Here is a 24,668-nt window from a genome sequence, read left to right on the forward strand (position 1 = left end):
TTTATAAATATCTTTCTATTAAAAAAGGCAAAAACAATAAAAAAATTTCAAAAGGTAAAATCAAACAACTAATCCATCTAAAAGTGGCATATTTTCTAAATCTTCTTGCTTTTTTAAAACAAACAAAGTGAAAAATTGCTAAGGCAAAAATTAAGATCCAAGAAAAAATCATTACCCAGATATTGACATTCATTTGAAATTGTTTCATTGCTGATAACAAGCAACCTGTAAAAATAATCAAAGCTAAAAATAAATAATAAATTGGTAAAAATAATCGTATTCTACGAATAAAAATGAATTCGGTTTTAAAATTTCCTTGTGTTAGTATAAGATAAAAAAGCATTAAAAAACCGCTCGCATAAAGACTATAAAGATGTAAAGCTAAAAAGAATTCGTAACTTTGATCCATTATTTTCCTTTGTTTATAAAATCAGCTAAATTTTGAATTTGTTCATCACTTAAAAAACTGTGATTTTTATCTTTTATCATTTTTATTTTTTGTATAAAAATTTTATTGCTCAAGGTTTTAATGGCCGTGCTGTTTTTAGGTTTTAATTCTCCTTTTTCTCCATGACAAGTGGCGCATTTTTGTTTATATAAAGAGTTGATAATACTAGGATTGACTTCATGTTCATCATCTGAACTTTGTGCTTCATCATCTACAGGTAAAGGCAGGTTGGAGTCACTTAATTCTGTTTTTTCATCGTTTTGTTCTATTTGGACTACTTCTTGATCTGTATTTTGAGTCTTAGAAATATTTTTTTCATCATTAGAACAGGCAGATAAAACTAATAAAAAAAAACTTAAGGCAATTAAAATTTTAGCTTTTTGCATTAAATCTCCTTTGGATTTATAAAAATTTCTTCATTTTTTAATTTGTTATAAAAATCTATATCATTCCATTCTACTTTAATGCCATTGGAAAATTCTATGTCTTGAAGTGAAATTTTTGGCATTAGCTCACTATAGGCATCTTCTCTAAAACCTTGTGCATAGCCTGTTCTTGTTTCATGAACAATGATACTTTGTAAAGTCACTCCTTGTTCTCCATTTACCATTTTTGTTTGTTTTAATAAAGCATCTATAAGTATGAAAAATACACGACAAAAATTTTCAGCACTTACATTAACAGGCAGGCAAATCCAACGACTTGAATATTTTTTCATTTCTTCTAAATATTTTGCGTCATCATATTTAAAAAGAGTTATAGCATGATCAAAACTATCAATAATTTGGCGTATATAGGTTTTTAAAAGTCCAAAATCATAGACCATTCCAGCATTATCTAAATATTTGCTTTCAAGTAAAACTTCAACTTTGTAAGAATGTCCATGAATGCTACTTTTGCAACGCTTAGAAGAACAAAATCTAACAATGTGTGCGTTTTCAAATTCAAATAATTTTCTTATAATCATACACCCTCTTTATCGTTCCAAAGACGAATATGAATTCTATCAGAATAATTATAACCATTCTTAATACAAAATTCAGCAATTTTTTGAGCATTTTTTTTAAGGTTTTGCTCATTTTCACCCATAGGCATACAAAAAATTTGATTTGGAGCTTCTTTTAGAATTTCATTGATTTCTAAAAATGAATTATCAAGGGTATTGGCATCTAAAACAAATTTATAAAAACTATCTTTTGCGTAATTTTTAAATGCTTTTAAAGCTTTAAAATTTAATCGTTTATCTTTTTTTATCCCACTATTTTGGAGTTTAACGCTTAAAGCAAAAATACATTCTTTGTAAAAAGGATATCTATCAAAATCAATTTCTATACTTCCATTGCTTTCAAAGTGTATTTCAAATTTATTTTTTAATAACATTTGGATAAATTTTATAAATTCAGGATTTTCATAATGGATTAATGGCTCTCCGCCTGTGATAACAACTATAGGATCAAAGTCTTGTTTTAATTTTATCACTCTTTTTAAAAGTTCATTAGCATTTAAAGTTTCATAACTTTCTTTAAAATCTTTTGTGAAAACAGCTCTTATCGTGTCACATCCAATGAGAGTTTTATCGTTTTTTGATATTTTTACATTAAAACCTAAACAGTTGAAATTGCAACCAGCAAAACGCATAAAAATAGCTAATTTTCCATTATATTTGCCTTCTCCTTGAATGCTTAAGAAACTTTCAACAAGTTGCAAAATTAACCTCCAGTTTGATAAAAAGCACGAGATGAGGTTTCATTATCAACAACACTCCATTTATTTTTTTCTGGTTTATTTCTTAATACTTCTTGTAATATTTCTACAGCGGCTTTAATATCACCTTTTCGAACCGCTTCTTTTATGCTTAATGCTTCATCAAAATAAAGGCAAGGTATTAACAAGCCTTCAGCACTTAAGCGTATGCGATTGCAAGAATCGCAAAATTCATGGCTATGAGGATCTATAATTCCAAATTCATAATCATCTGCCTTGTAAATACTCACAGGTGCTTTTTCATCTTTTTTTATAAGTTGAATTTGATATTTTTGACTCAAAATTTGTATAATTTCATCTCTTTTTAATCCTTGTAATTTACCATAAGCATGAGTATTTTCCATAAATTCTATAAAGCGAATTTGAGCTTTTTTTGATTTTGCAAATTCCAAAAGAGATATCAGTTCATCATCGTTTAAATTTTTAAGAGCTACAGTATTAAGTTTTACTTTCAAATCTAGATTTAAAGCTTCATCAATTCCAGATAAAACACTATCTAATACATCTTTTTGCGCAAGAGTTTTTGCTTTTTTGTGATCTAGGGTATCAAGTGAAATATTAAGTCGTTTAAGTCCAGCATTTTTTAGGTCTTTAGCAAAGTCTTTTAGTAAAAATCCATTTGTAGTTATAGCAAGGTCAATATCGCTTTTATAATCGCTAATCATTTTTATAAAAATACTTAAATCTTTTCTTAATAAAGGTTCTCCACCTGTTATACGGATTTTTTCAATTCCTTCGTCTATAGCTGCTTTAACAAATAAAAAAAGTTCTTCGAAGCTTAATAAATTTTCTTTTGGCTGATAATCGAAAGGAATTTTTGGCATACAATAAAGGCAGCGAAAGTTACATCTTTGTGTAACTGAAATTCTAAGATAATTTATCTTTCTACCGAATTGATCTATAAGCATTTATTTTCCATTCTATTTTATTAATTTCTTAAATTTTAAGACAAGTTCTACATTTCCAGTGCCAATGCGTAAATCTTTAGCGATTTGTTCTATGCTTTTTCCTTCTTTGAAAAGATTTTCTATTTTTTGTTCTTCTGTATCGTAATTTGGTGTAAGTTTAGCCATGCTTTGTGCTTTTTGTTCCAAATTTAAAAGACGATTTTGTTGTTCATTTTGAAAATCTTCTATGATATGTTCCATAGTTTTTAGTGTTCTTAAAACAGGAGTGATTTTTGAACTGATTTGTTTATCAAGTTCAATCATAATTTCTTCTTTTAAAAGAGAGGTTTTATAGTCTTCATCCTCTTCGCTATCATCTTTAACTCCTAATTCTTTACGAAAATAATGAAGTTCTTTGGTAATATCTTCTATCACATTTTGAAGTTTTGCTATTTTTGCATTATTTTCTCTTTCTTTGATATTCATATAGGCTAGCATTGCAATTAAAAGCACAATTATAAAAACTAAATAAAGTACATCATCACTCATTCTTGGCCTTTCTTATTTCTTATCATATTTCTTTGAATTTCAACAACAAAAGCATCAAAAGCCATTTTGTCTTCAGGCTTAATTTTGATAATTTTTGCCAATGTTTGACTTTGAGCTTTGATAAAAATAGCTATTTTTTGATTATTTAAATCAAATCTTAAATAATATTCTTTATCTTCTTCTAAAATAGTATCCAAAAAATTTAGATATTCAAAATTTAAAGATTCTATTACCCCTTTTTGCTTAAGCGGTATAAGTTCTTTATTTTTATCTAAAGAATTTTCAAGCCTTAAAATATCTTCTTTTAGGCTTAAAAGAAGATCAAAAATAATTTTTTCACCCTCATCAAAATCAATGCGTAAAGCAAGTTTTTTCCATTTTAAAATTTGAGAAATTGCTCCAAGTTTTAGGTATTCTCCAAGAAAACGGTTATTTTCTATTTCACAACATTCTAAATGAGCTTCAAATCCTGCTTTAAAAAGTGTTAATTCCATAATAAATCAATCCAAATAAAAATAAAAAAGATAATACTTAAATAACCATTTAGAGTAAAAAATGCTCTATCAATATGAGCAAAATTCTTGTGAACAATTTTATGTTCCAAGGCTAAAATAATACCGCTTATAATTACCCCAATAAGTGCTATTTTTCCAAGTGCTATACCCCAAACTTCCCATACAAAAAGAAGCCAAAATAATACCGCTAAAATATGACAAAAAGCTGATATAAATAAAGTAGCCTTTGAGCCAAATTTAGCAGGAATAGAGTGAAGTCCTACTTTTTTATCATATTCCATATCTTGCAAAGAATAAAGCAGATCAAACCCAGCTGTCCAAAAAGTTACACCTAAACATAAAATAACGCTATAAATGTGAATTTCACCCATAATTATAACACTTCCTGCAATAGGCGCAAGTCCTAAACAAAATCCCAAAACTAAATGCGCTAAAGAACTAAAGCGCTTAAAAGCTGAATAAATAGCCAATACAAAAAGCACAGGAAAAGACAAATAAAAGGCCAAGGTATTAATAAAATAAGAACATGATATAAAAATAAGTGCATTAATAATAATAAAAATCCATACGCTTTTTCTACCTATTTTTCCACTGACATTAGGGCGATTTGCACAACGAGGATTATCCTTATCTATATCTTCATCCATTAAACGATTTGTAGCCATGGCAAAATTTCTTGCACTTACCGCACAAATAATACCTAAAATCAATGCCTTAAAACCAAACCAAGCAGTGTCATTTGCAAGTTTTGATGCTACAATCATAGAGGAAAATAAAAAAGGCAAAGCAAAAATAGAATGCTTAAATACTACAAGTTCTAAAATATCTTTAAATTTTATCCAGAATGTGTTCATTTTTCTACTTTAAAATATTTTTTGCTATGATTTTACTAAAATTTTTATAAATTTTAGGATAAATATTAAAATGTTTTTTGAAATAGCATTAATAGGAACAACCGCGAGTGGAAAAACATACATAGCCAATACTTTAGCAAGAGAATTTGATGCTGTTGTTTTAAGTCTTGATAGTCTTTGTGTTTATAAAGAGATTAATATAGCAAGTGCCAAGCCTTCACAAGATGATCTTGCGAGTATAAAATACTTTGGGGTAAATTTATTGAGCGTGAATGAACATTTTAATGTTGAGTTATTCATAAGAGAATATCAAAAAGCAAAAGAATTTGCTTTAGCTAGAAATTTACCTCTAATTATAGTAGGTGGAACTGGATTTTATTTAAAAACTATGATAGATGGTTTAAGTGAAAAAACCTTAGAGTCAAAGAGTTCTTTAAATAACGATGAAATTTATGCTCTTTTATTAAATATTGATCCAAACTATAAAATAGAAAAAAATGATACTTATAGATTAAAAAAATGGCTGGGTATTTATGAACAAACAAGAGAAATTCCTAGTGAATTTTTAAAAAGAACACAAAAAACTGGGGTGCTTAAAGATATAGAAATTTATGAGCTTGCATGGGATAAAGAAATTTTAAAAAAACGTATTAAAACTAGAACAAAAGAAATGCTTGATAATGGACTTTTAGATGAAGCAAAAATTCTTTTTTCTAAATTTGATCATAAACTTAAAGCATTAAATTCTATAGGTTTGAAAGAGTGTAAAGAATATTTAGATGGAGAAATTTCCTTTAAAGAGCTTGAAAATTTAATCACGATACATACTACACAACTTGCCAAAAGACAAAGAACTTTTAATAAAAAATTTCAAAGTAAAGCCTTGGAATTTGATAAAGCTTTAGCTATTTTAAGAATGAAATTTTCAATCGAAAAATAAATGTTCTATTAGAATTTTTACTCCTAATATAATTAAAACCAATCCGCCTAAAAGTTCAGCTTTATTTTTAAGATAAATTCCAAATTTATTTCCTATTTTTAGAGCAATGATGCATAAAATGAAGGTGATAATACCTATTAAAAATATAGCTAATAATAAATTTACATTTAAAAATGCAAAACTCACACCAACTGCTAGTGCATCGATACTCGTAGCAATTGCTAAAGCTAGCATGGTTTTAAAGCCAAATTGATTGGCATTACTATCGCAATTTTCATTTTCCAATGACTCTTTGATCATTTTTAATCCTATTAAAGAAAGTAAAATAAAAGCTATCCAATGATCAATACTCGCAATAAAAGATGCAAAAGTTATGCCTATAAAATAACCAATAGTTGGCATCAAGGCTTGAAATCCACCAAAATAAATTCCAACAATAAGATAATGTTTTAAATGTAGTTTTTTAACACTAAAACCTTTGCATAGTGATACAGCAAAAGCATCCATTCCTAAAGCACAGGATAAAAAAATAAGACTATAAAAATCCATAATAAATCCTAAAATTTTATAAAAAATTGAAGATGAAATTATAATCAAACAAAGATAAAAATCACATAATTTTGATATATTTAATTAAATTTTAAGAAATAAATATATATAATTCAATTTCATTTTTATTTTTTACTCCTTAAAAGTGGCCCATTCGTCTAGCGGTTAGGACATCGCCCTTTCACGGCGGTAACACGAGTTCGAGTCTCGTATGGGTCACCACTTTTTAATTTTTCTTTTAAAATAACGATTTTTTCATTTTTTCTATTAAAATTTAATAAATATTAATAATTTATTTTGTAGAATACGAATAGCTTTTGATATAAGTCTATTATAGACTTATATCAAGGCTGGGCATTATTGAGCTGGTGTTTGCTCTTTTGTTTTTTTGTGAGTTTTAGCTTCATGTTTTTTATCAGCTTTAGCTTTTGAATGATGAGCTTTTGTATGTGTTTGATTCACATCGCTTGGAGTATTAGCTGCAAAAACATTAGCTGCGAAAGCACCTAGTAATGCTGAGATTAGTACAACTTTTTTCATATTTTCCTCCTTATGAATAATTTTTAGTTGCAAATTAATTGTAATTATTAAAAATCAACAAATAGATATTTTTTGTAAAAATATTTCAAAAAAATATAATTTTTTTATATATATTTAAATTATTATTAAAATATATTATAAATGTATCTTATTTTATTTAGGTTAAATAAATAGAAATTTTACCCACTAAGCTTTTAAGATATTTTTACTCTTTTTAATATTATTATGGTAATATTTTCAATATCAAACTAAAAATAAAGGAGAAATTATGTTTGAATTAAGAAAATTACCTTATGATACCAATGCTTTTGGTGATTTTTTGAGTGCTGAAACTTTTAGCTATCATCATGGAAAACATCACAATACTTATGTTACAAATCTAAATAATCTTATTAAAGATACTGAATTTGCAGGTAAAGATCTTGTAAGTATTATCAAAACTTCAAATGGGGGCGTATTTAATAACGCAGCTCAAGTTTATAATCATGATTTTTATTTTGATTGCATTAAGCCAAGTACAGGCTGTGGCTGTGGCGGTTCATGTCAAAGTATAGATGCTAATTTACAAGCGGCACTAGAAAAAGAATTTGGATCTTTAGAAAATTTCAAAGCTGAATTCATCAAAGGTGCTACAGGAGTTTTTGGTTCAGGATGGTTTTGGTTAGTTTATAATACTAAAAATCAAAAACTAGAATTTGTAGGTACTTCAAACGCAGCTACACCAATTACTGAAGATAAAGTTCCTTTGCTTGTTGTAGATGTTTGGGAACATGCTTATTATGTAGATCATCGTAATGCACGCCCTGCTTATTTAGAGAAATTCTATGCTCATATTAATTGGGAATTTGTTGCAAAAGCTTACGAATGGGCTTTAAAAGAAGGCATGGGATCAGTTAGCTTTTATGCAAATGAACTTCACCCTGTAAAATAATTTAAAGGCATCAAAACGATGCCTTTTTTACTCTCCTAAACTCGGAGTCATTTCGATAATCTTCCAAGGAAGTCCTTGAGAATTCAGCTCTTCCATAAAAGGCTTAGCGTCAAATTCTTCCATATTAAACACGCCTTTTCCTTGCCAAATTCCTTTAGCGATTAATTTCGTACCTATCATAGCAGGAACACCTGTAGTATAGCTCACAGCTTGTGCGCCAGTTTCTTTGTAACATTCTTCATGATTGCAAACATTATAAATATAAACTTGCTTGTCTTTTCCATCTTTTTTACCACGAATCACACAACCTATATTGGTATAACCTTTAGTGCGTGGCCCCAAACTCGCAGGATCAGGAAGCAAGGTTTTTAAAAATTCTATAGGAATGATTTCTTTTCCTTGGTGCATCACAGGTTTAATCCCTAGCATTCCAACATTTTCAAGGCATTTCATATGAGTTAAATAACTTTGTCCAAAGGTCATAAAAAAGCGTATTCTTTTTAAACCTTTGATATTTTTTACCAAGCTTTCAAGTTCTTCATGATAAAGCAAATAGCTATCTTTTACGCCTACTTCTGGATAATCCCACTCCATTTTTATTTCCATCGGCTGCGTTTCTATCCACTTGCCATTTTCCCAATAACGCCCTTTAGCAGAAACCTCACGTAGATTGATTTCAGGGTTGAAATTGGTCGCAAAAGCATAGCCATGATCACCTGCATTGCAATCTAAAATATCTATATAAGAAATTTCATCAAATAAATTTTGCTGTGCATAAGCACAAAAAACATTAGTTACACCAGGATCAAATCCACTTCCTAAAAGTCCTAAAATTCCTGCTTGTTTAAACTCGTCATTTCTCGCCCATTGCTCTTTGTATTCAAATTTAGCTAAATCAGGATGCTCGTAATTTGCCGTATCTACATAATCAATCCCTGCTTTTATACAAGCATCCATTAAACTCAAATCTTGATAAGGCAAAGCAACATTGAGTAAAATTTGTGCTCCTGTTTTCTTGATAAGTTCTACAACCGCATTGCTATCATCAGCATCAATTTGCGCCGTTTCAATTTGAACCCCTAAACGCTCTTTGATAAAAGCAGCGATTTCATCACATTTGCTTTTTGTTCTACTAGCTAAAGTGATTTTGCTAAAAGTATCAGAATTCATTGCGCATTTTGCAGTAGCCACACGACTTACCCCACCTGCGCCTATGATTAAAAGATTTTTCATGAAATTTGTCCTTAAAAGATTTTTAGGAATTTTAGCTAAAAATTGATAATATCAAAATTTATTTTTTCTTCTAAGTTATAATTTGAGCTTAATAACATAAAAAATTCTATATTTTTATATCTTAACTTAAGTCTATAAAAAGCCCCTAAAAATTCTTTTTGTAAAATTTTAGCCTCAAAGCGATTTCCTATTTTAAGTTCTGCATAACCAAAAATATAATTTTTTGAAGCTATCCAAGCAAAAAATTCATCTTCTAAATCAAGTTTTTTTTCTATGATATTTAAATCAGGTAAAATTTGCGCACTTTTAAAATCAGGCTTAAAATAAAGCTCTTTAGGATTTGCATGAGCTAAAATTTTTCCTTTTTCTAAAAAAGCGATTTGATCAGACATACAATAAGCATCTTCAATATCATGAGTTACCATAATAGCCGTAATGCCTTGATTTTCTATTATTTTTTTCAATTCTCTTCTTAAATCCTGTTTTAAATTTTGATCCAAATTAGAAAAAGGTTCATCTAAAAGCAAAAGCTTACATCCTCTTGCTATAGCTCTAGCAAAAGCCACTCTTTGCGCTTGCCCTCCTGAAATTTCATCGATTTTTTTATATCTTAAATCTTCAATTTCAAAAGTTTTAAGCAAATGATTTAAAATTTGATTTTTATCTTTTTTATCGTAAAGTGCAAAAAGTATGTTTTTCTCAACATTTAAATGAGGAAATAAAGCATAATTTTGAAACATCAAAGCCACTTCACCTTTGCAAGAAAACAAATCATAAGAACTAGCTTGTTCAAGCTTAGCAATAATCCTTAAAAGCGTGCTTTTTCCGCTTCCACTACCTCCTAAAATGCTTAAAAATTCTCCTTCTTTGACATGAAGATTGATATTTTCTAAAGCTTGTATTTTTCCAAAATTTTTAGATAAATTTTTAATTTCTAACATCATCTTTCCTTGTGATTTTATCCATCCAAACAACAACCATTAAAGAAAGAAAAACGATAAACAAGGAAGGCAAAGCTGCATCATAAATTCTTTCATCACTTGCAAACCAGAAAGCTTTAACACTTAAAGTTTCAAAGCCAAAAGGCGCTAAAATTCTACTTAAAGGAAGTTCTTTAATCGTATCAATAAAAACAATAATAAAAGCCAAAAATAAAAAATGTTTCATTAAAGGTGTGTGAATTTTAAAAAATAAAATAAAATAACTCGTTCTTAAATTTAAACTTGCCTCATCAATATTTAGATGAATTTTATTATAACCTCCTTCTAAAGAATAAATTGCACTCGCTAAAAAACGAATTACATAAGCAAAAACAAGAACAAGTAAAGAATTTCCTAATAAACTCATATGAAAAATTTTATCCAAAAATACAAAAAGCACTATAATGCTAATCCCTAAAGCAGCAGCAGGTATAGAATAACCCAAAGAACTTATTTTTAAAATAAATAAATTAAAAAAATGATTTTTAACTATCCTAGAACTAAACATCAAAAAATAAGCTAAAAAAGTGGTAATTAAAGCAGTGACTAAAGCTAAGATTATAGTTTGAAAACTGATAATATAAAATTGTGATTCAAAAAGCTTATGATCTTTTAACCCCCAATAAACTAGCCAAATAAAAGGTAAAATAAAACCTACAAAAGCAATCATAAAACAATAAATACAGGATAGAATTTGTTTAATAGGATTTAATTTTCTTTTTTTGATAAAAAGAGCTAAATTTTGATTAAAACTATAATGATGTTTATTTTTATAATAATAATCCACATACATAATCAAAAATACAAAAAGCATTAAAATACCCGATAAAACACTAGAAGAATAAGAATCATTCAAATCATACCAGAGTTTAAAAATTCCAGCCGAAAAAGTATCTACTCCCAAATAAGCACTTGCACCATAATCACTCAAAGTTTCCATTAAAACCAATAAAGCTCCAGAAAAAATGGCAGGTCTTGCACTCAAAAGTGCCACGCGTGTAAAAATTCTAAATTCGGAATATTTCATGATTTTAGCTACTTCATAAGCCTCTTTAGCTTCACTTTTAAAAGCTGTTTTAGCAAATAAATAAATATAAGGATATAAAGAAATAGCCAAAACAAAAATAACACCATAATGATTGAAAAAATCTATCCTAAAGCCAAAATTTTCATGAAAAAATCCTTGAAAATCCATAATTCCCACATAAACAAAGGCTAAAATATAAGCAGGTATGGCCAAGGGTAAAATGAGTAATTTTTCTAAAATTTTACAGAAATAAAAATCATAATTTGCGATCAAATAAGCAGAACTCACACCCAAAATCAAGCTTAAACACAATACTCCCACGCTAATTATAAAAGTATCTTTGATGAATTTTAAAAATAAATAATCAAAAAAATGACTCAAATTTTCTTTAATAGATGAAAATTGGGTTAAATCACTTGTATTAAAATTTTGAAATAAAATATAAAAAAGTTCAGCAAAAATACCAAAAATAGGCAAAACAAGAAAAAGGGCAAGTAAAATTGCCCCGAGTTTATAGTATTTTAGGGTTTTATACATTATCTAAAACCGACTTCATCGTAAATTTTAACAGCTTCTTTAATATTTTCTGCTATCTTACTCACAGGAATTTGATCTTCTTTGAAAGTTCCAAAATCTTTTACCGTTTGGCTTAATTCTACATCATTTCTTATAGGAAATTCATAATTACTATCAGTAAGAATTTTTTGAATTTCAGGACTTAACATAAATTCCATAAATTTTTTAGCCGCATCTTGATTTTTACTTGATTTTGTCATAGCAATACCGCTAATGTTAATATGCGTTCCTCTATTGTCTTGATTAGGAAAAATAATACCCAAAGAATTCCCCACTTCTACATCTTTTGGATTTTTAGAATTCTTTAAAAGCCCTATATAATAAGTATTCATAACTGCAAATTTAGCTTCGCCTGCAAATACTTGTCTGGCTTGATCTCTATCTCCACCCTTTGGATTTGTCGCAAGATTGTCAAGCACACCTTTAGCCCATGCTTTAGCCTCTTTATTTCCGTCATTAGCTATAATAGATGCTAAAAGAGTTTTGCTATAAGGAGCTGTAGCACTTCTCATAACAATTTCTCCTTTAAATTCAGCTTTTGCTAAATCTTCATAATTTTTCATTTTGCTAATGTCAATATTTGCGTTTTTATTATAAGCAATAATTCTTGCTCTTTTTGTGATCGCAAACCATTCCTTATCCTTATCCCTTAAATGAGCAGGTATAAATTCTTCTAAATATTTTGATGAAACAGGGGATAAAAGTCCTAAATTTTTAGCTTCTGTAAGATTTGAAATATCAGCTGTGATGAAAATATCAGCAGGAGAATTACTTCCTTCAAGAGAAAGCCTTTTAATAAGTTCTGAAGCTTTGGCTTGAGTATGATTAACCTTAATGCCTGTTTTTTCTTCGAATTTTTTGATGATTTCAAAATCAGCATCATAATGTCTTGCTGAGTAAATATTAAGCTCACTAGCACCTAAAAATGAAAAAGCTGTTAAAAACATAAAGAAGATTTTTTTCATATTTTATCCTTTATTGAGAATTATACTCGGTTTTATTAAGATCTTTAAAATCAGTATGAGAATGTTCAGAGCAAGCAAAAGCAAAGCCAACGCATAGTAAAAATAAAATTATTTTTTTCATAGACATTAATTCCTTTTTAGATATTTTGATAAGAAATATTAATATTAAAAAGTAAATATGACGTAATCTTTATATTTTTATATTTCTTTAAAGAATAAAGAGGTTTATTTTTGACACATGTGTTGATAAATTTATGATTTTTAATAAACTCTTGATTAAATAAAGTTGATTAAAATTTTTCTTTTAAAAGGTGGTAGCATGTTTTCTTCATTTTTTGCAAGTAAAAAATGGGCTTTATGGGCTTATTTGGGGCTTTTTTTACTGTTATTTTTCTTATATATACAAACAAGCTTAAATGTTGCAATCAATTCATGGTATAGTGATTTTTACAATGTTTTACAAAAGCCAAAAATAGAACTTTTGGATTCTAATTCTACGCAAAAAATAGAAGAAAATCTTGAAAATAATACCACTTTAATCCAAGAGGCTAATCAAAGAGCTGAACAAAATTTCCAAAAAGCTAATTTTATCAATAAAGGTGCATTGTATTATTATCAAAATTTATTAGAATATTTTTTCAACTCTAGGGCTATGATTGAAAAGCCAAATTATTCAGCAAATGATTTTTATGCTTTGATTTTAGTTTTTTTGGCTATTGCTATTCCTTATGTTTTAATCGCTACGATTAATATCTATTTTGCTAGCGTCTATGCTTTTAAGTGGCGTGAGGCTATGACTTTTTCTTATTTAAAATTTTGGAAAAATAAAGATGATAATATAGAAGGAAGTTCGCAAAGAATTCAAGAAGATACTTATAATTTTTCTAAAATCGTAGAGAGTTTAGGACTTAGTTTTATAAAAGCTTTGATGACCCTTGTAGCATTTATCCCGATTTTATGGAGTTTAAGTGATGTTGTGAGTAAAGCTTTATTTGCAAATTTAAGCGAAAATTCTTCTTTTTATTTTTTAAAAAACATTGATGGTTTGCTTGTTTATATTGCACTTTTGATTTCTTTAGGAGGCTTGGTTGTGTCGTGGTTTGTAGGTATTAAGCTTCCTGGACTTGAATATAACAATCAAAAAGCTGAAGCAGCTTTTAGAAAAGAGCTTGTTTATGCTGAGGATAATCGCAAAGAATACGCTAAAAATGAGACTATGATAGAGCTTTTTACAGGGCTTAAATTTAACTATAAAAGACTTTTTTTACATTATGGATATTTTAATATTTGGCTCATTTTATTTGAGCAAATGATAGTTATAGTGCCATTTTTAATCATGGCACCAGGGCTTTTTGCCGGAGCTATAGGACTTGGTATTGTAATGCAGATTAACAATGCTTTTGATCAAGTACGAAGCTCTTTTAGTGTTTTTATCACAAACTGGACAACTATCACTCAACTTAGAAGTATATATAAGCGTTTAAAAGAATTTGAGAAAAATATTTCTTATAAGTCTTAGTTTTTTCTTATAAAATACAAGAAAAAATTCAAATATTAAATTTACTTTTAATTGTGTATAATAAGGTTTAATAATATTTTATTTCTTAAGGAGCTTCATTGGACCCCAGTCAGGTTTTGGATTTAAACCAAACTTCTACAGCATCTTTTGATGCAGGATATTCTATACTTATGGTTGTTGTTGCACTTGCTCTAGTGTTTTTAAATGGTTTTTTTGTTTTGTCTGAATTTAGTATTGTTAAAGTACGTCGTTCCAAGCTTGAAGAGATGGTAAAAGAAAAAAAAGCTGGTGCCAAGAAAGCTTTGGAGGTTACTTCAAGACTTGATACTTATCTTAGTGCTTGTCAATTAGGAATCACTTTAAGTTCTCTAGCTCTTGGTTGGATAGGTGAGCCTGCTATTGCAAAAATGCTAGAAATTCCGCTTATTAATCTTGGTTTTAGCACTGTTATTATCCATACTATAGCTTTTATTATTGCTTTTAGTATTATTACTCTTTTACATGTGGTTTTAGGAGAACTTGTGCCAAAAAGTATAGCTATTGCAGTTGCAGATAAAGCGGTTTTATTTATAGCTAGACCTCTTCATTGGTTTTGGATACTCTTTTTGCCTTGTATTAAAATTTTCGATTTTTTAGCAGCTATAAGTTTGAAACTTTTTGGAATAAAACCTGCTAAAGAAAGCGAGCTAACTCATAGCGAAGAAGAAATTAAAATCATAGCAAGTGAGAGTCAAAAAGGTGGAGTTTTAGATGAATTTGAAACAGAGATCATACGCAATGCTGTTGATTTTTCAGATACTGTTGCTAAAGAGATTATGACTCCTAGAAAAGATATGATTTGTCTAAATAAACAAAAAAGTTACGAAGAAAATATGCAAATCATTTGTGAACATAAACATACTCGCTTTCCTTATATTGACGGTTCTAAAGATACTATTTTAGGGATGATACACATACGAGATATAATACAAAATGAATTAAGCCATAAAAGTCAAAATTTAGATACTTTTGTTAAACCTTTGATTTTAGTTCCTGAAAATATCAGTATTTCAAAAGTACTTGTAATGATGAATAAAGAACGCTCTCATACTGCATTAGTAGTTGATGAGTATGGTGGAACTGCTGGAATTTTAACCATGGAAGATATCATGGAAGAAATTATTGGCGAAATTAAAAGCGAGCATGAAGAAGACAGCTATAAAAAACTTGCTGAAAATATCTATGAATTTCAAGGACGATGCGATATAGAAACTGTTGAAGAAATGCTTGTAATAAACTATGATGAGGATTTAGAACAAGTTACTATAGGTGGATATGTATTTAATCTTTTAGGACGCTTGCCTATAGTAGGAGATCGCATTGAAGATGAACTTTGTTACTATGAAGTTAAAAAAATGGATGGGAATTCTATAGAGCGTGTTAAGGTGGTTAAAAAAACAAATAAAGATGAAGAATAAGCCTCTTTAGGCTTATTTCTTTTTGTAAATTTGGTTTTTAATTTCTATACACTCAAAACCTTTTTTATCTAGTGTAACTACGCGTAAATATCCACCATCATCTATTTTACCCTCGCATAAAAATACTCTTTTGGCTATTTTCATAGGAAGTTTTTCTTTATTTCTGTGTCCAAAGATTTGATAAAGATTGTCCGAGGTGAAATTACAAAATTGATTTGCTATTTTTTGACTGTCTTCATATCCACCTACACCATAAATAAAATCATGGCTTGGTATAAAACTTATTTTTTCAGGTTTGGAGGGTATAAAATTTACTCCTCCATGTGAACAAAATATGAATTTATTTTGGAATTTGTAGTATAAACATTCTTTTAGATGAGGATAGAGTTTTCTAGCATCTCTTGGAGTAAGTTTTTCTTTTCTAAAATCCTTTAAAGTATTTTCATTAAATTCTTTGGAATTTGACAATTCTCCATTAGCCCATTTTATAAGATGTCTTTCGTGATTTCCTTCTAATAAGCATACATTTTCTTTTTCGCAAATTTTTAAAAGAAATTTTATTACTTTGCCATTTTCTATACCTCTGTTGATATAATCTCCCAAAAATATATAAAATTCATCTTCTTTGATTGTTTTAATGTATTCTTTTAAAACACTATAACAACCTTGTAAATCTCCTATATGATGAATTTTTTTATATTTGCTTAAATTTGGCATTTGGTAAAGACATTTTTTCCAGTCGCTCGAGTCTAAAATTGGGTATTTTTTTGGATTTTTTTTGAGTAAATCTTGAGTTTTTTCCAAAAGAGCATAAGGGATGATATATCCATTTTTTTTAGCTTCTAAAAGATTTTTTTCTTGACATTGTTTTAAAGAGTTATCAAAAACAATAACATACATTTTATAGCGATATTGTTTAGCTAAGTCTTTGTAAATTTTTAATGTTTCATTGTAAGCATTTATGATGCAAAACTCACCTTTTTGCATACGCATTTCTAGAAGTTTGAGTAAAATTTTACTCAAATCTTCATCATTTTTAACATTTAAAATTTTATATTCACTGACTATATTTTTAACGCTTCCTGATAAAAGACGCAAAGCATTTAAATCAAGTGTATAATTTTGAAGTTTATTATTTTTGATAAATTCTTCTTGTCCTGCGTAATAATTCCCTCTTAAAACAAGTAAGATTCGCACATTCTTTGCCTAGATTTTCTTTAAAAATTCAGTTTTTAAAACAATAACGCCAAATTTATCTACTCTAGCCTCAATTTCACCTTCTTTAGAAGTGAGCTTAATATTTTTTATAGTAGTTCCACGTTTTAAAGTTGTACTTGCACCTTTAACCTTAAGATCTTTTATCACACTCACGCTATCACCTGCGTTAAGTTCTGTTCCATTAGCGTCTTTAGCCATTTTTTTCCTTTCTTTGATCTAAAATATTTAAAATTTGCACCACTAAAGCAAAAGCCATAGCGGTATAAATATATGCCTTATCAATATGAATATCAAAACTTTCAGCAACTAAAACTACGCCTATTAACACCAAAAAAGCTAAGGCTAAAATTTTAATGCTTGGATATTTTTCAACAAAATCTGCTATAGGTTTAGAAGCAAAAAGCATCACAGCTACTGCGATAATAACAGCGATAATCATGATGGTTACATCTTGAGCAATTCCTACTGCGGTAATAACACTATCAAGTGAAAATACTATATCAATCACAGCAATTTCAGCTACAACTATCCAAAGTTTATTGCTTGCTTTAAAATGACTTTGACTTTCTTCTTGATGAGAAATTTGCTCTTTAATTTCTTTAATAGACTTTACAATCAAGAAAAGCCCACCTAGTAAAAGAACTAGATCTCTTCCTGAAATTTCATTGCCCAATACACTAAACAAAGGTGTTACAAGTTTCATCACCCAAAAAAGAGATAAAAGAAGTAAAATTCTTGTAATCATTGCAAAAGCTAAACCTAAGATACGTCCTTTATCACGATGTTCAGGGGGTAGTTTGCTTACTAAAATAGCTAAAAAAATGATATTATCTATCCCTAGTACAATTTCAAGAGCACTTAAAGTAGCTAAAGTAATCCAAGCATCAATACTAAATATCCATTCAAACATAAATTTCCTTGAAAATTTTAAAATTTTTTAAAGCGATATTTTATAGTTTTAAAGCAAATACCTTTAATTCTTTAAGAAAAAATTTCAATCACACTTAAGGGTAAAATTTCATGTTCTAGGCTATGAATTTTTTCTTCAAATTCTTCAAAACTCAAATTTCTTTTTTCAAAAGCTTTTTGAGCTATAATCATTCCACCATCAAGTTCTTCACTGACCCAATGCACACTCACACCAGCCACTTTCATATCACTTTCATAACTTTCTTTAATCGCATGTGCTCCTTTAAAAAGGGGTAATAAAGAAGGATGAAGGTTAATTGCCTTAATATTTTTTGTAAAAACAGGACTTAAAATTCTCATAAAACCTGCTAATACAGTAAGATTTGCTCCACTTTCTTTGATTTTTTGTACCAAAATCGTATCAAATTCTTCACGAGTATTATAAGCCTTATGATCAACAATGACAGTATCAAGACCAAATTTTTTTGCCCTTTGTATACCAAAAGCATCTTTTTTATTACAAAGGCAAAGTACTACTTCATAGGTATTTTCCCCTATGGTTTTTTTATGAAGTTTTTCTAAAATATTTTCTAAATTACTTCCATTTCCACTAAAAAGTACAGCTAATTTTACAAGCATTTTAATCCTTTGATAAGTTTTAAAGCGTCAAAGCTATTTTTATTAAATTTATATTTTTTTGCAACAAGTCCATGAGCTAAAGTAGCATTTTTTGCTGCTTCTAAAGCACTAAAACCAAAACCTAAATGTGCAGCAATCATTCCACTTAAAACATCTCCACTCCCACCTTTAGCTAAGGCTTGATTTCCTAAATTTACAACAAATAATTTTTCTTTTTGCACAATAATAGGATTTGCTCCTTTTAAAACAAGAACACAATCATAATTTTGTGAAAATTTTCTAGCATAGAAAAAGCGATTTTTTTGCAATGTTTCTATATCTAAATTCTCATCAAAGCACATTTTATAAAGTTTTATAAATTCTTTTGGATGAGGGGTTATAACAACATCTTTTCTGTTTAAATACCAAAGCAAAGCTTCACTTAAAAAGCAGTTTGCATCCAAGATCAAAGGAGTGTTTTGCAAAATTTCATCTTTTAGAAAATCCAAATTTTCAAGCCCCATACCTAAAGCAATAGCACTTGCATTATTTTCAATTTTTTCTTTTAACATCAAAAGAGGCGAGAAACTTTTTTGTGCTACTAAAGAAACAAGACCTGCTCCAAAATTTAAGGCTCCAAGTCCTGCTAAAGTTCCAGCACTTACATTGGCAACTATATAAATATGGCCAAAATTTCCTTTATTGGCGTTGATTTTTCTATCTATAGTTTTTAAATCTTTTTTTTCAAGCAAAAAAGCTTGAGAATTAGGGTAAAATTTCTTAGAGCTAATGCCTAAATTGGCTATTTTAATCCTTCCTACAAATTCCTTAGCAAAATCTTCAAGTAAAATTTCCTTTAAAGCTCCCATGCAAAGTGTAATATCAGCTTTAAAACAAGGATAAAATCCCAAATTTGTAGGTATATCACAAGCTATTTTTAAAGCTTTGCTTTGATTAACTTTTTGAATGATTAAACTTGTTTTTTCATCTAAACAACGATTTGAACCTGTGCCTAAAATACAATCAATAATAATATGAAATTTCTTAAAATCAGGTTCTTTTTGGCAAAATTTAAAAGCATAATTTTGTAAAATTTGCTCTTGTTTTTTAAAAAGCGTATTTTCTTTAAAGCCTATTTTATAAGCTTTAGCGTGTTTTAAATTTCTTAAAGCCACCAAGCCATCTGAAGCGTTGTTACCCCCACCTAATAAAAAAAGTATTTTTACTTTTTTAATCTTGCGTTGAATGCGAATTTTTTTAGCTTCTTTTTTAATCAGCTTGGCTAAATTTAATCCTGCATTTTCCATTAAAATAAGCTCATCTAAGCCTTTATTTATAGCATTTTGTTCTAAAATTTTTATATTATCAATAATAGCTTTCATAATCTTTTTTCACCAAAAAATATATATTTTTTTCTCTTTCTTCTTCAAATTTTTTCATTTTGGGTAAAAATTTCTGGATCAAAGCACGAAAATTCTTAAAACCATAATTTTGCGGATGAAAATCCGAGTATTTGCGGTTCATATTAGTGCGGATTTGTGCGTATTCAGCGCGCCCTTTTTCATCGATAAGCTGTTCGGTGATATTGATTAAAGCTCTTAAATAATCCTTACTTAAAATATCTTCTTTTTTACTCTCATCTTTATCTAAATAAAAAAATTCACTAAAAGCATTTACATAGGATTTTATAGACTTTTCAAGCCCCATTCCTATAACTTGTTTTTTATTTTCTCTTAATTTTTGAATGAGTGAAGTATAATCACTATCGCTTGAAACAATAACAAAAATATCTATGTTTTTTTCATAAAATATGGACATGATTTCAGTGATTAAATACATATCGCTTGAGTTTTTGTTGGCTGCAAAATTAAATTGTTGCATAGCGATTAAAGAATATTCAGCAATTTGCTCTCTCCAACCTTGTATATTTTTTTGAGTCCAATCCCCATAAATGCGTTTAATGATAACCTCTCCGTAATCTGAAGCGATATCAAAAATACTTTTAGCGTATTTTGCAGGGATATTTTCTGCATCTATAAAGATAGCTATACTTTTATTTTCCATTTTAATTCCTTGCTCTAAAGCTTAAAGCTTCTAAAATATGGGTTTTGTTAATATTAAGACTTTGTTCTAAATCCGCTATACTTCTTGAAACTTTTAAAATTTTATTAAGCGATCGCAAAGAAAGATTATAACGTGAAATTGCTAAATCTAGCGTATCTTTGGCATCTTTTTCTAGTACACAAAAACGACTTAAATCTTCATCTTTTAATTTCCCATTAAATTCTTTTTGCCCTCGTTTTTTACCAAAAATAAAAGCTTGTAAAATTTTTTCACTCATTTCTTTAGAACTTATACTCGTTTTATCATCCTTGCTGATCTCATCCATAGCTACATAAAGATCAATCCTATCCATAATAGGAGCTGAAATGTGATTTTTGTATTTTTTAATCTCATTTTCACTACAAACACAAGAAAGATTTTTAGAAAATAAATTTCCGCAAGGACAAGGATTTTGGGCAGCTATAAAGCTAAATTTTGTTTCATAAGTGATTTTAGAATTTACTCTTGAAATATGAATTTTATGATCCTCTAAAGGCTCTCTTAAACTCTCTATGATTTGCTTGTTAAAATGTGGAAATTCATCAAAAAACAATACTCCACCATTTGCAAGTGCGACTTCTCCAATTCTAGCATTTTTTGTTCCTCCGCCAAAAATACTTGCTCTTGTAGAAGTATGATGAGGATGACGAAAAGCACGAATTTTAGTAAATTCACAATCTTTTGAATCTAAAGACATATAAGCATTTTGCATTAAAACTTCACTTAAACTTTGAGGAGGCATGATATAAACAAGGCGTTTAGCACACATACTTTTACCACTTCCTGGACTTCCTTCAAATAAGATATTATGCATACCTAAAGCAGCTATCATACAAGCTCTTTTGGCTTTTTCCTGTCCTTTGATATCTTTAAAATCAAGTTTAAAATCCATATTTTGTAAAAAAATTTCATTTTCTATTTGTAAAGGGCTTGTGAATAAAGGATGATTGTGAGAAAAACGAAAATTTTCATAATTTTTTTCTTTAAAAAACTCTATTGCTTCATTTAAATTTTCAAGTCCATAAACCTCTAAATTTGGTATCATGGAAGCTTTTTGTGCTATACTTTTTGGAACAACAATTTTAGCTTTTTTAATTTTAGCAGAGAGAAACAAAAGCAAAGAAAAAAGCTCATTTGTGCTTTTAATACTTCCATCAAGTCCTAATTCTCCTACTACAAAAAAGTCATCTAATTCTTCATTTTGCAAAAGGATTAATAAAGCGATAGCCAAATCAAAATGCGATCCCTTTTTTGGGATGCCTGAAGGACTAAGATTGATAGTAATTTTTTTAGCAGGAAAAGCAAAATCACAACTTAAAAGTGTGGCTTTGATGCGTTCGACACTTTCCTTAATCGCTACACTTGCAAGTTCTACTATGCTTAAATTTGGCAAACCTCTTGTAAAAGTGGATTCTACCTCTATAATGTCTAAGCCTTCATGAAAGCTTATGCACTTTAGTTTTTTCATTTCTCTTTTTTATGATTTTTCTTCTTTTTCTTAAATTCTTTATCGAATTTTTGACGCTTAGCAAAAGAAATTTTTTCTATAAATAAATGTCCATTCAAATGATCATTTTCGTGTTGAATAGCCACAGCTAAAAAACCTTTTGCTTCAAGTTCTTTAAATTCTCCAAAGCGATCTTGATATTTAAGCAAGATATGATTATAGCGTTTCACTTCTTCAAAAAAATCTGGCACACTCAAACACCCTTCGGTACAAGTGATCATTTCTTCATCTAAAGGAATAATTTCAGGATTGATAATCTCTAGCAAATCTTCTTTTTTTTGTTCATCATTTTCATCAAAAATATTTACAAGTAAAACACGCAAAGGAATATCCACTTGAATAGCCGCTAAACCTACTCCATTACTTGCTATCATAGTTTCATACATATCATCAAGCAAGGTGTGAAGTTCTGTATCAAATTTATTTACAATTTCAGAGTTTAAAAAAAGTCTAGGATTAGGATAAGTGATAATTTTTCTAACCATTAAAAAACCTTTGTTTTAAATGATCTCCAAAGAAATCATTTAAAACTTTTTTCCAAAACCTTATCAATCAGCCCATATTCTTTAGCTTCTTGTGCTGACATGAAAAAATCTCTTTCTGTATCTTTTGCTATTTTTGCAACTTTTTGCTTAGTATTTTTTGCCAAAATATCATTAAGTATAGTTTTAAGTCTTAAAATTTCTTTGGCTTGAATTTCAATATCTGTGGCTTGACCTCTAGCTCCACCTAAAGGTTGATGAATCATAATGCGTGAATTAGGCAAAGCAAAGCGTTTTCCTTCTGCGCCACAACTAAGCAAAAATGCTCCCATCGAAGCAGCTTGTCCTATACAAATCGTACAAACATCAGGTTTGATATAGTTCATAGTATCATAAATACTAAAACCACTTGTAATTACACCACCTGGAGAATTAATATAAAGATAAATATCTTTTGTAGGATCTTCAGCTTCTAAAAAAAGAAGTTGTGCTACGATAGAAGCAGCAAGTTCATCATGAATTTCACCACTTAACATAATAATTCTATCTTTTAAAAGACGTGAATAAATATCATAACTTCTTTCACCACGACTAGATTTTTCAATAACATAAGGAATAAACATTATTTATCTTCTTTCTCTTTTTTGCTCGCTTTTTCCGATTTTTCTGTTTTTGGCATAAAAATATCATTAAAAAGTTTTTCTTCAATCAAAGCCATTTTCACAGCAGGTAAAGCTCCTTGTTTTTTATAGTTTTCTAAATGCTCTTTTGGATTCATACCATAGCGATATGCTTCAAAATAAATCGCTTGAATCAATTCTTGATCATTTACTTCAATCTTACGCAATTTTGCAAGCTCATCAATGATAAAAGTAAGTTTTACACTTTTTTGCGCTTCTTCTTTAAAAGAATCACGTTTTTCTTGGTATTTTTCTTTACTTGCTTTAAGCTCTTCAATTTCTTTTTCGCTAAAAGTATTAAAAGCCGCACGCATTTGCATATCAGTTTCTTGTTCTACTATGCCTTTAGGTAAATCAAAATTATATTTTTCAATCAAAGCATCTGCAAATTTGCCTTTTAATTCATCATTTACAAGTTTGAAAAGTTTTTCATTTTTGATTTGCTCTTTTAATTTTTCATCTAAAACTTCAACACTAGCTTTTTCTTCTCCTGGTAAAAGTTTTTTAAGCATTTCATCATCAAGTTCTGGAATTTTAAGCTCTTGAATCTCATGTAGTTTTACTTTAAATACTGCATCTTTACCCGCTAAATGCGCCGCACCGTATTCTTTAGGGAAAGTTACTTTGATATCTTTTTCTTCACCTATTTTCATTCCCACCATACCATCTTCAAAACCTGGAATAAATTGCTTAGAACCAATTTCTAAAACATAATTTTCAGCTTTACCACCTTCAAAAGCTTTATCATCCACAAAACCTTCAAAATCAAATTTTGCAAAATCACCTTCTTTTAAAGCTCTTTTTGTTTTTATAGCTTCAGGAGTAGCAAAACGCTTTAAAAGTTCATCTTTTTTCTCATCAATTTCTTTTTTACTTACTTTTGGAGTTTGATATTCAGGGATAAGTTTTTCATAACCATCAAGTTTAATTTCAGGTTTAAAAGAAAGTATTAACTCAGCAATAATTTCTCCATCTTTACGATCAAATTTTTCAAAATATGGCTCACCTACAAGCTCTTTACTTTCTTTTTTAAGTTCTTGTAAAGCACTATTTACAGCGGATTTAAAAAGATTTTGTTCTGCATCTTGAGTGAGTTCTCTTTCATATCTTTTAAGTACAGCACTTACAGGAACTTTTCCTGGTCTAAAACCGTCCATTTTTACACTTTTAGAAGCTTTTTTTGCTAAATTTTCTACTTCACTTTTGATCATTCCTGAAGGAATTTTTACACTAGCAGTCGCATTAACAGAATCTAGTTGCTTTGCCTTTACTTCCATAGTTTTTTTCCTTATAAAATAAAATTTGCTTTCAATGATAGCAAATTTTTCCTTATTGCTTGCATAAAATTTTAAAGTAATTTATGATAAAATTGCAATATTACATTATTATTAAAATATAAAAATATTTTTTGGAGAAA

The 24,668-nt window shown here is 28.7% G+C and carries 28 protein-coding genes, 1 tRNA gene and 1 pseudogene; 5 read left to right on the forward strand and 25 right to left on the reverse strand.

What is annotated here, in order from left to right:
* Position 1: 1 nt before the first annotated feature.
* Genes SR63_RS00400 through mqnP form a run of 8 tightly spaced genes read right to left on the reverse strand, consistent with a single transcriptional unit; the run spans position 2 to position 5,017 of the window.
* Positions 2-409, reverse strand: a complete 408-nt coding sequence (locus tag SR63_RS00400; protein ID WP_002851635.1) for a membrane protein — start codon at positions 407-409, stop codon at positions 2-4.
* On the reverse strand, positions 409-834 hold the full coding sequence (locus SR63_RS00405) for a c-type cytochrome (RefSeq protein WP_002866332.1): 426 nt from the start codon (positions 832-834) through the stop codon (positions 409-411). Before SR63_RS00405 ends, SR63_RS00400 begins: the two co-directional genes overlap by 1 nt.
* A complete protein-coding gene (locus tag SR63_RS00410) occupies positions 834-1,415 on the reverse strand; it encodes a 6-pyruvoyl trahydropterin synthase family protein (RefSeq protein WP_002851757.1) in 582 nt (193 codons plus the stop codon). The genes SR63_RS00405 and SR63_RS00410 overlap by 1 nt, the downstream gene beginning before the upstream one ends.
* Positions 1,412-2,155: a 7-carboxy-7-deazaguanine synthase QueE gene (locus SR63_RS00415; protein WP_002866333.1), complete on the reverse strand. Its 744-nt coding sequence runs from the start codon at positions 2,153-2,155 to the stop codon at positions 1,412-1,414. The genes SR63_RS00410 and SR63_RS00415 overlap by 4 nt, the downstream gene beginning before the upstream one ends.
* A 2-nt stretch (positions 2,156-2,157) precedes the next feature.
* A complete protein-coding gene (gene moaA, locus SR63_RS00420; protein ID WP_002868437.1) occupies positions 2,158-3,120 on the reverse strand; it encodes a GTP 3',8-cyclase MoaA in 963 nt (320 codons plus the stop codon).
* A 12-nt stretch (positions 3,121-3,132) separates the two neighbouring features.
* On the reverse strand, positions 3,133-3,648 hold the full coding sequence (locus tag SR63_RS00425; protein ID WP_002851715.1) for a DUF6115 domain-containing protein: 516 nt from the start codon (positions 3,646-3,648) through the stop codon (positions 3,133-3,135).
* Complete coding sequence (locus SR63_RS00430) at positions 3,645-4,142, reverse strand: hypothetical protein (protein WP_002854663.1); 498 nt, start codon at positions 4,140-4,142, stop codon at positions 3,645-3,647. Before SR63_RS00430 ends, SR63_RS00425 begins: the two co-directional genes overlap by 4 nt.
* On the reverse strand, positions 4,133-5,017 hold the full coding sequence (mqnP, locus tag SR63_RS00435; protein ID WP_002866334.1) for a menaquinone biosynthesis prenyltransferase MqnP: 885 nt from the start codon (positions 5,015-5,017) through the stop codon (positions 4,133-4,135). The genes SR63_RS00430 and mqnP overlap by 10 nt, the downstream gene beginning before the upstream one ends.
* A 70-nt stretch (positions 5,018-5,087) precedes the next feature.
* On the opposite strand from mqnP, the gene miaA reads away from it, so the two are divergent.
* Positions 5,088-5,957, forward strand: a complete 870-nt coding sequence (gene miaA / locus SR63_RS00440) for a tRNA (adenosine(37)-N6)-dimethylallyltransferase MiaA (protein WP_002866335.1) — start codon at positions 5,088-5,090, stop codon at positions 5,955-5,957.
* Here the strand turns inward: miaA and SR63_RS00445 are convergent.
* Positions 5,943-6,506, reverse strand: coding sequence for a manganese efflux pump MntP family protein (locus SR63_RS00445; RefSeq protein WP_002851996.1), 564 nt, complete (start codon positions 6,504-6,506; stop codon positions 5,943-5,945). The genes miaA and SR63_RS00445 overlap by 15 nt on opposite strands.
* A gap of 147 nt (positions 6,507-6,653) precedes the next feature.
* On the opposite strand from SR63_RS00445, the gene SR63_RS00450 reads away from it, so the two are divergent.
* Positions 6,654-6,728, forward strand: a tRNA-Glu gene (locus tag SR63_RS00450).
* 135 nt (positions 6,729-6,863) lie between these two features.
* Here the strand turns inward: SR63_RS00450 and SR63_RS00455 are convergent.
* Positions 6,864-7,046, reverse strand: a complete 183-nt coding sequence (locus SR63_RS00455) for a hypothetical protein (protein WP_002851904.1) — start codon at positions 7,044-7,046, stop codon at positions 6,864-6,866.
* Between the two features lie 268 nt (positions 7,047-7,314).
* Here SR63_RS00455 and sodB point away from each other — a divergent pair, with 268 nt between their 5' ends.
* Positions 7,315-7,977 (forward strand): superoxide dismutase [Fe], encoded by a 663-nt coding sequence (gene sodB / locus SR63_RS00460; RefSeq protein ID WP_002851662.1) that lies wholly within the window; start codon positions 7,315-7,317, stop codon positions 7,975-7,977.
* Positions 7,978-8,004: 27 nt separating this feature from the next.
* On the opposite strand, the gene SR63_RS00465 is transcribed toward sodB, so the two are convergent.
* From SR63_RS00465 to SR63_RS00485, 5 genes and pseudogenes are all read right to left on the reverse strand, one after another.
* Positions 8,005-9,210 carry a saccharopine dehydrogenase family protein gene (locus tag SR63_RS00465; protein ID WP_002866336.1) on the reverse strand — a complete coding sequence of 402 codons (1,206 nt, stop codon included), beginning with the start codon at positions 9,208-9,210 and terminating at the stop codon, positions 8,005-8,007.
* A gap of 35 nt (positions 9,211-9,245) precedes the next feature.
* The gene (locus tag SR63_RS00470) at positions 9,246-10,154 is read right to left on the reverse strand and encodes an ABC transporter ATP-binding protein (RefSeq protein ID WP_072238660.1); all 909 of its coding nucleotides are present in this window, start codon (positions 10,152-10,154) and stop codon (positions 9,246-9,248) included.
* Positions 10,138-11,754 (reverse strand): ABC transporter permease, encoded by a 1,617-nt coding sequence (locus SR63_RS00475; RefSeq protein WP_002866338.1) that lies wholly within the window; start codon positions 11,752-11,754, stop codon positions 10,138-10,140. The genes SR63_RS00470 and SR63_RS00475 overlap by 17 nt, the downstream gene beginning before the upstream one ends.
* Positions 11,754-12,758, reverse strand: a complete 1,005-nt coding sequence (locus SR63_RS00480) for a Fe(3+) ABC transporter substrate-binding protein (RefSeq protein ID WP_002877159.1) — start codon at positions 12,756-12,758, stop codon at positions 11,754-11,756. The genes SR63_RS00475 and SR63_RS00480 overlap by 1 nt, the downstream gene beginning before the upstream one ends.
* A pseudogene (locus SR63_RS00485) lies at positions 12,755-12,885 on the reverse strand (hypothetical protein). The gene SR63_RS00480 and the pseudogene SR63_RS00485 overlap by 4 nt, the downstream one beginning before the upstream one ends.
* A 192-nt stretch (positions 12,886-13,077) precedes the next feature.
* Between SR63_RS00485 and SR63_RS00490 the strand changes: the two are divergent.
* Entirely contained in the window at positions 13,078-14,277 is a 1,200-nt protein-coding gene (locus SR63_RS00490) for a putative transporter (RefSeq protein ID WP_002866340.1), read from the forward strand.
* Positions 14,278-14,375: 98 nt separating this feature from the next.
* Positions 14,376-15,734 (forward strand): hemolysin family protein, encoded by a 1,359-nt coding sequence (locus SR63_RS00495; protein ID WP_002860995.1) that lies wholly within the window; start codon positions 14,376-14,378, stop codon positions 15,732-15,734.
* Positions 15,735-15,746: 12 nt separating this feature from the next.
* Here the strand turns inward: SR63_RS00495 and SR63_RS00500 are convergent, their stop codons facing one another.
* The 10 genes from SR63_RS00500 to tig all read right to left on the reverse strand — a co-directional run bounded on the left by SR63_RS00500 (position 15,747) and on the right by tig (position 24,528).
* Entirely contained in the window at positions 15,747-16,931 is a 1,185-nt protein-coding gene (locus tag SR63_RS00500; protein ID WP_002866342.1) for a metallophosphoesterase, read from the reverse strand.
* A gap of 9 nt (positions 16,932-16,940) precedes the next feature.
* A complete protein-coding gene (locus SR63_RS00505) occupies positions 16,941-17,150 on the reverse strand; it encodes an alkylphosphonate utilization protein (protein WP_002857271.1) in 210 nt (69 codons plus the stop codon).
* Positions 17,143-17,862 carry a TerC family protein gene (locus SR63_RS00510; RefSeq protein ID WP_002851673.1) on the reverse strand — a complete coding sequence of 240 codons (720 nt, stop codon included), beginning with the start codon at positions 17,860-17,862 and terminating at the stop codon, positions 17,143-17,145. Before SR63_RS00510 ends, SR63_RS00505 begins: the two co-directional genes overlap by 8 nt.
* A 71-nt stretch (positions 17,863-17,933) precedes the next feature.
* Entirely contained in the window at positions 17,934-18,500 is a 567-nt protein-coding gene (gene purN / locus SR63_RS00515) for a phosphoribosylglycinamide formyltransferase (RefSeq protein ID WP_002866343.1), read from the reverse strand.
* Positions 18,491-19,861, reverse strand: a complete 1,371-nt coding sequence (locus tag SR63_RS00520; protein ID WP_002877156.1) for a bifunctional ADP-dependent NAD(P)H-hydrate dehydratase/NAD(P)H-hydrate epimerase — start codon at positions 19,859-19,861, stop codon at positions 18,491-18,493. Before SR63_RS00520 ends, purN begins: the two co-directional genes overlap by 10 nt.
* Positions 19,845-20,543 carry an NYN domain-containing protein gene (locus tag SR63_RS00525; RefSeq protein ID WP_002826913.1) on the reverse strand — a complete coding sequence of 233 codons (699 nt, stop codon included), beginning with the start codon at positions 20,541-20,543 and terminating at the stop codon, positions 19,845-19,847. The genes SR63_RS00520 and SR63_RS00525 overlap by 17 nt, the downstream gene beginning before the upstream one ends.
* A 1-nt stretch (position 20,544) precedes the next feature.
* On the reverse strand, positions 20,545-22,050 hold the full coding sequence (locus SR63_RS00530; protein WP_147498322.1) for a YifB family Mg chelatase-like AAA ATPase: 1,506 nt from the start codon (positions 22,048-22,050) through the stop codon (positions 20,545-20,547).
* A complete protein-coding gene (def, locus tag SR63_RS00535; protein ID WP_002851936.1) occupies positions 22,047-22,574 on the reverse strand; it encodes a peptide deformylase in 528 nt (175 codons plus the stop codon). Before def ends, SR63_RS00530 begins: the two co-directional genes overlap by 4 nt.
* A gap of 35 nt (positions 22,575-22,609) precedes the next feature.
* Positions 22,610-23,194 carry an ATP-dependent Clp endopeptidase proteolytic subunit ClpP gene (gene clpP / locus SR63_RS00540; protein ID WP_002806309.1) on the reverse strand — a complete coding sequence of 195 codons (585 nt, stop codon included), beginning with the start codon at positions 23,192-23,194 and terminating at the stop codon, positions 22,610-22,612.
* On the reverse strand, positions 23,194-24,528 hold the full coding sequence (tig, locus tag SR63_RS00545; protein WP_002877155.1) for a trigger factor: 1,335 nt from the start codon (positions 24,526-24,528) through the stop codon (positions 23,194-23,196). The genes clpP and tig overlap by 1 nt, the downstream gene beginning before the upstream one ends.
* Positions 24,529-24,668 lie beyond the last annotated feature (140 nt).

It is taken from the genome of Campylobacter sp. 2014D-0259 (assembly GCF_008000505.1).
Classification (GTDB): domain Bacteria; phylum Campylobacterota; class Campylobacteria; order Campylobacterales; family Campylobacteraceae; genus Campylobacter_D; species Campylobacter_D jejuni.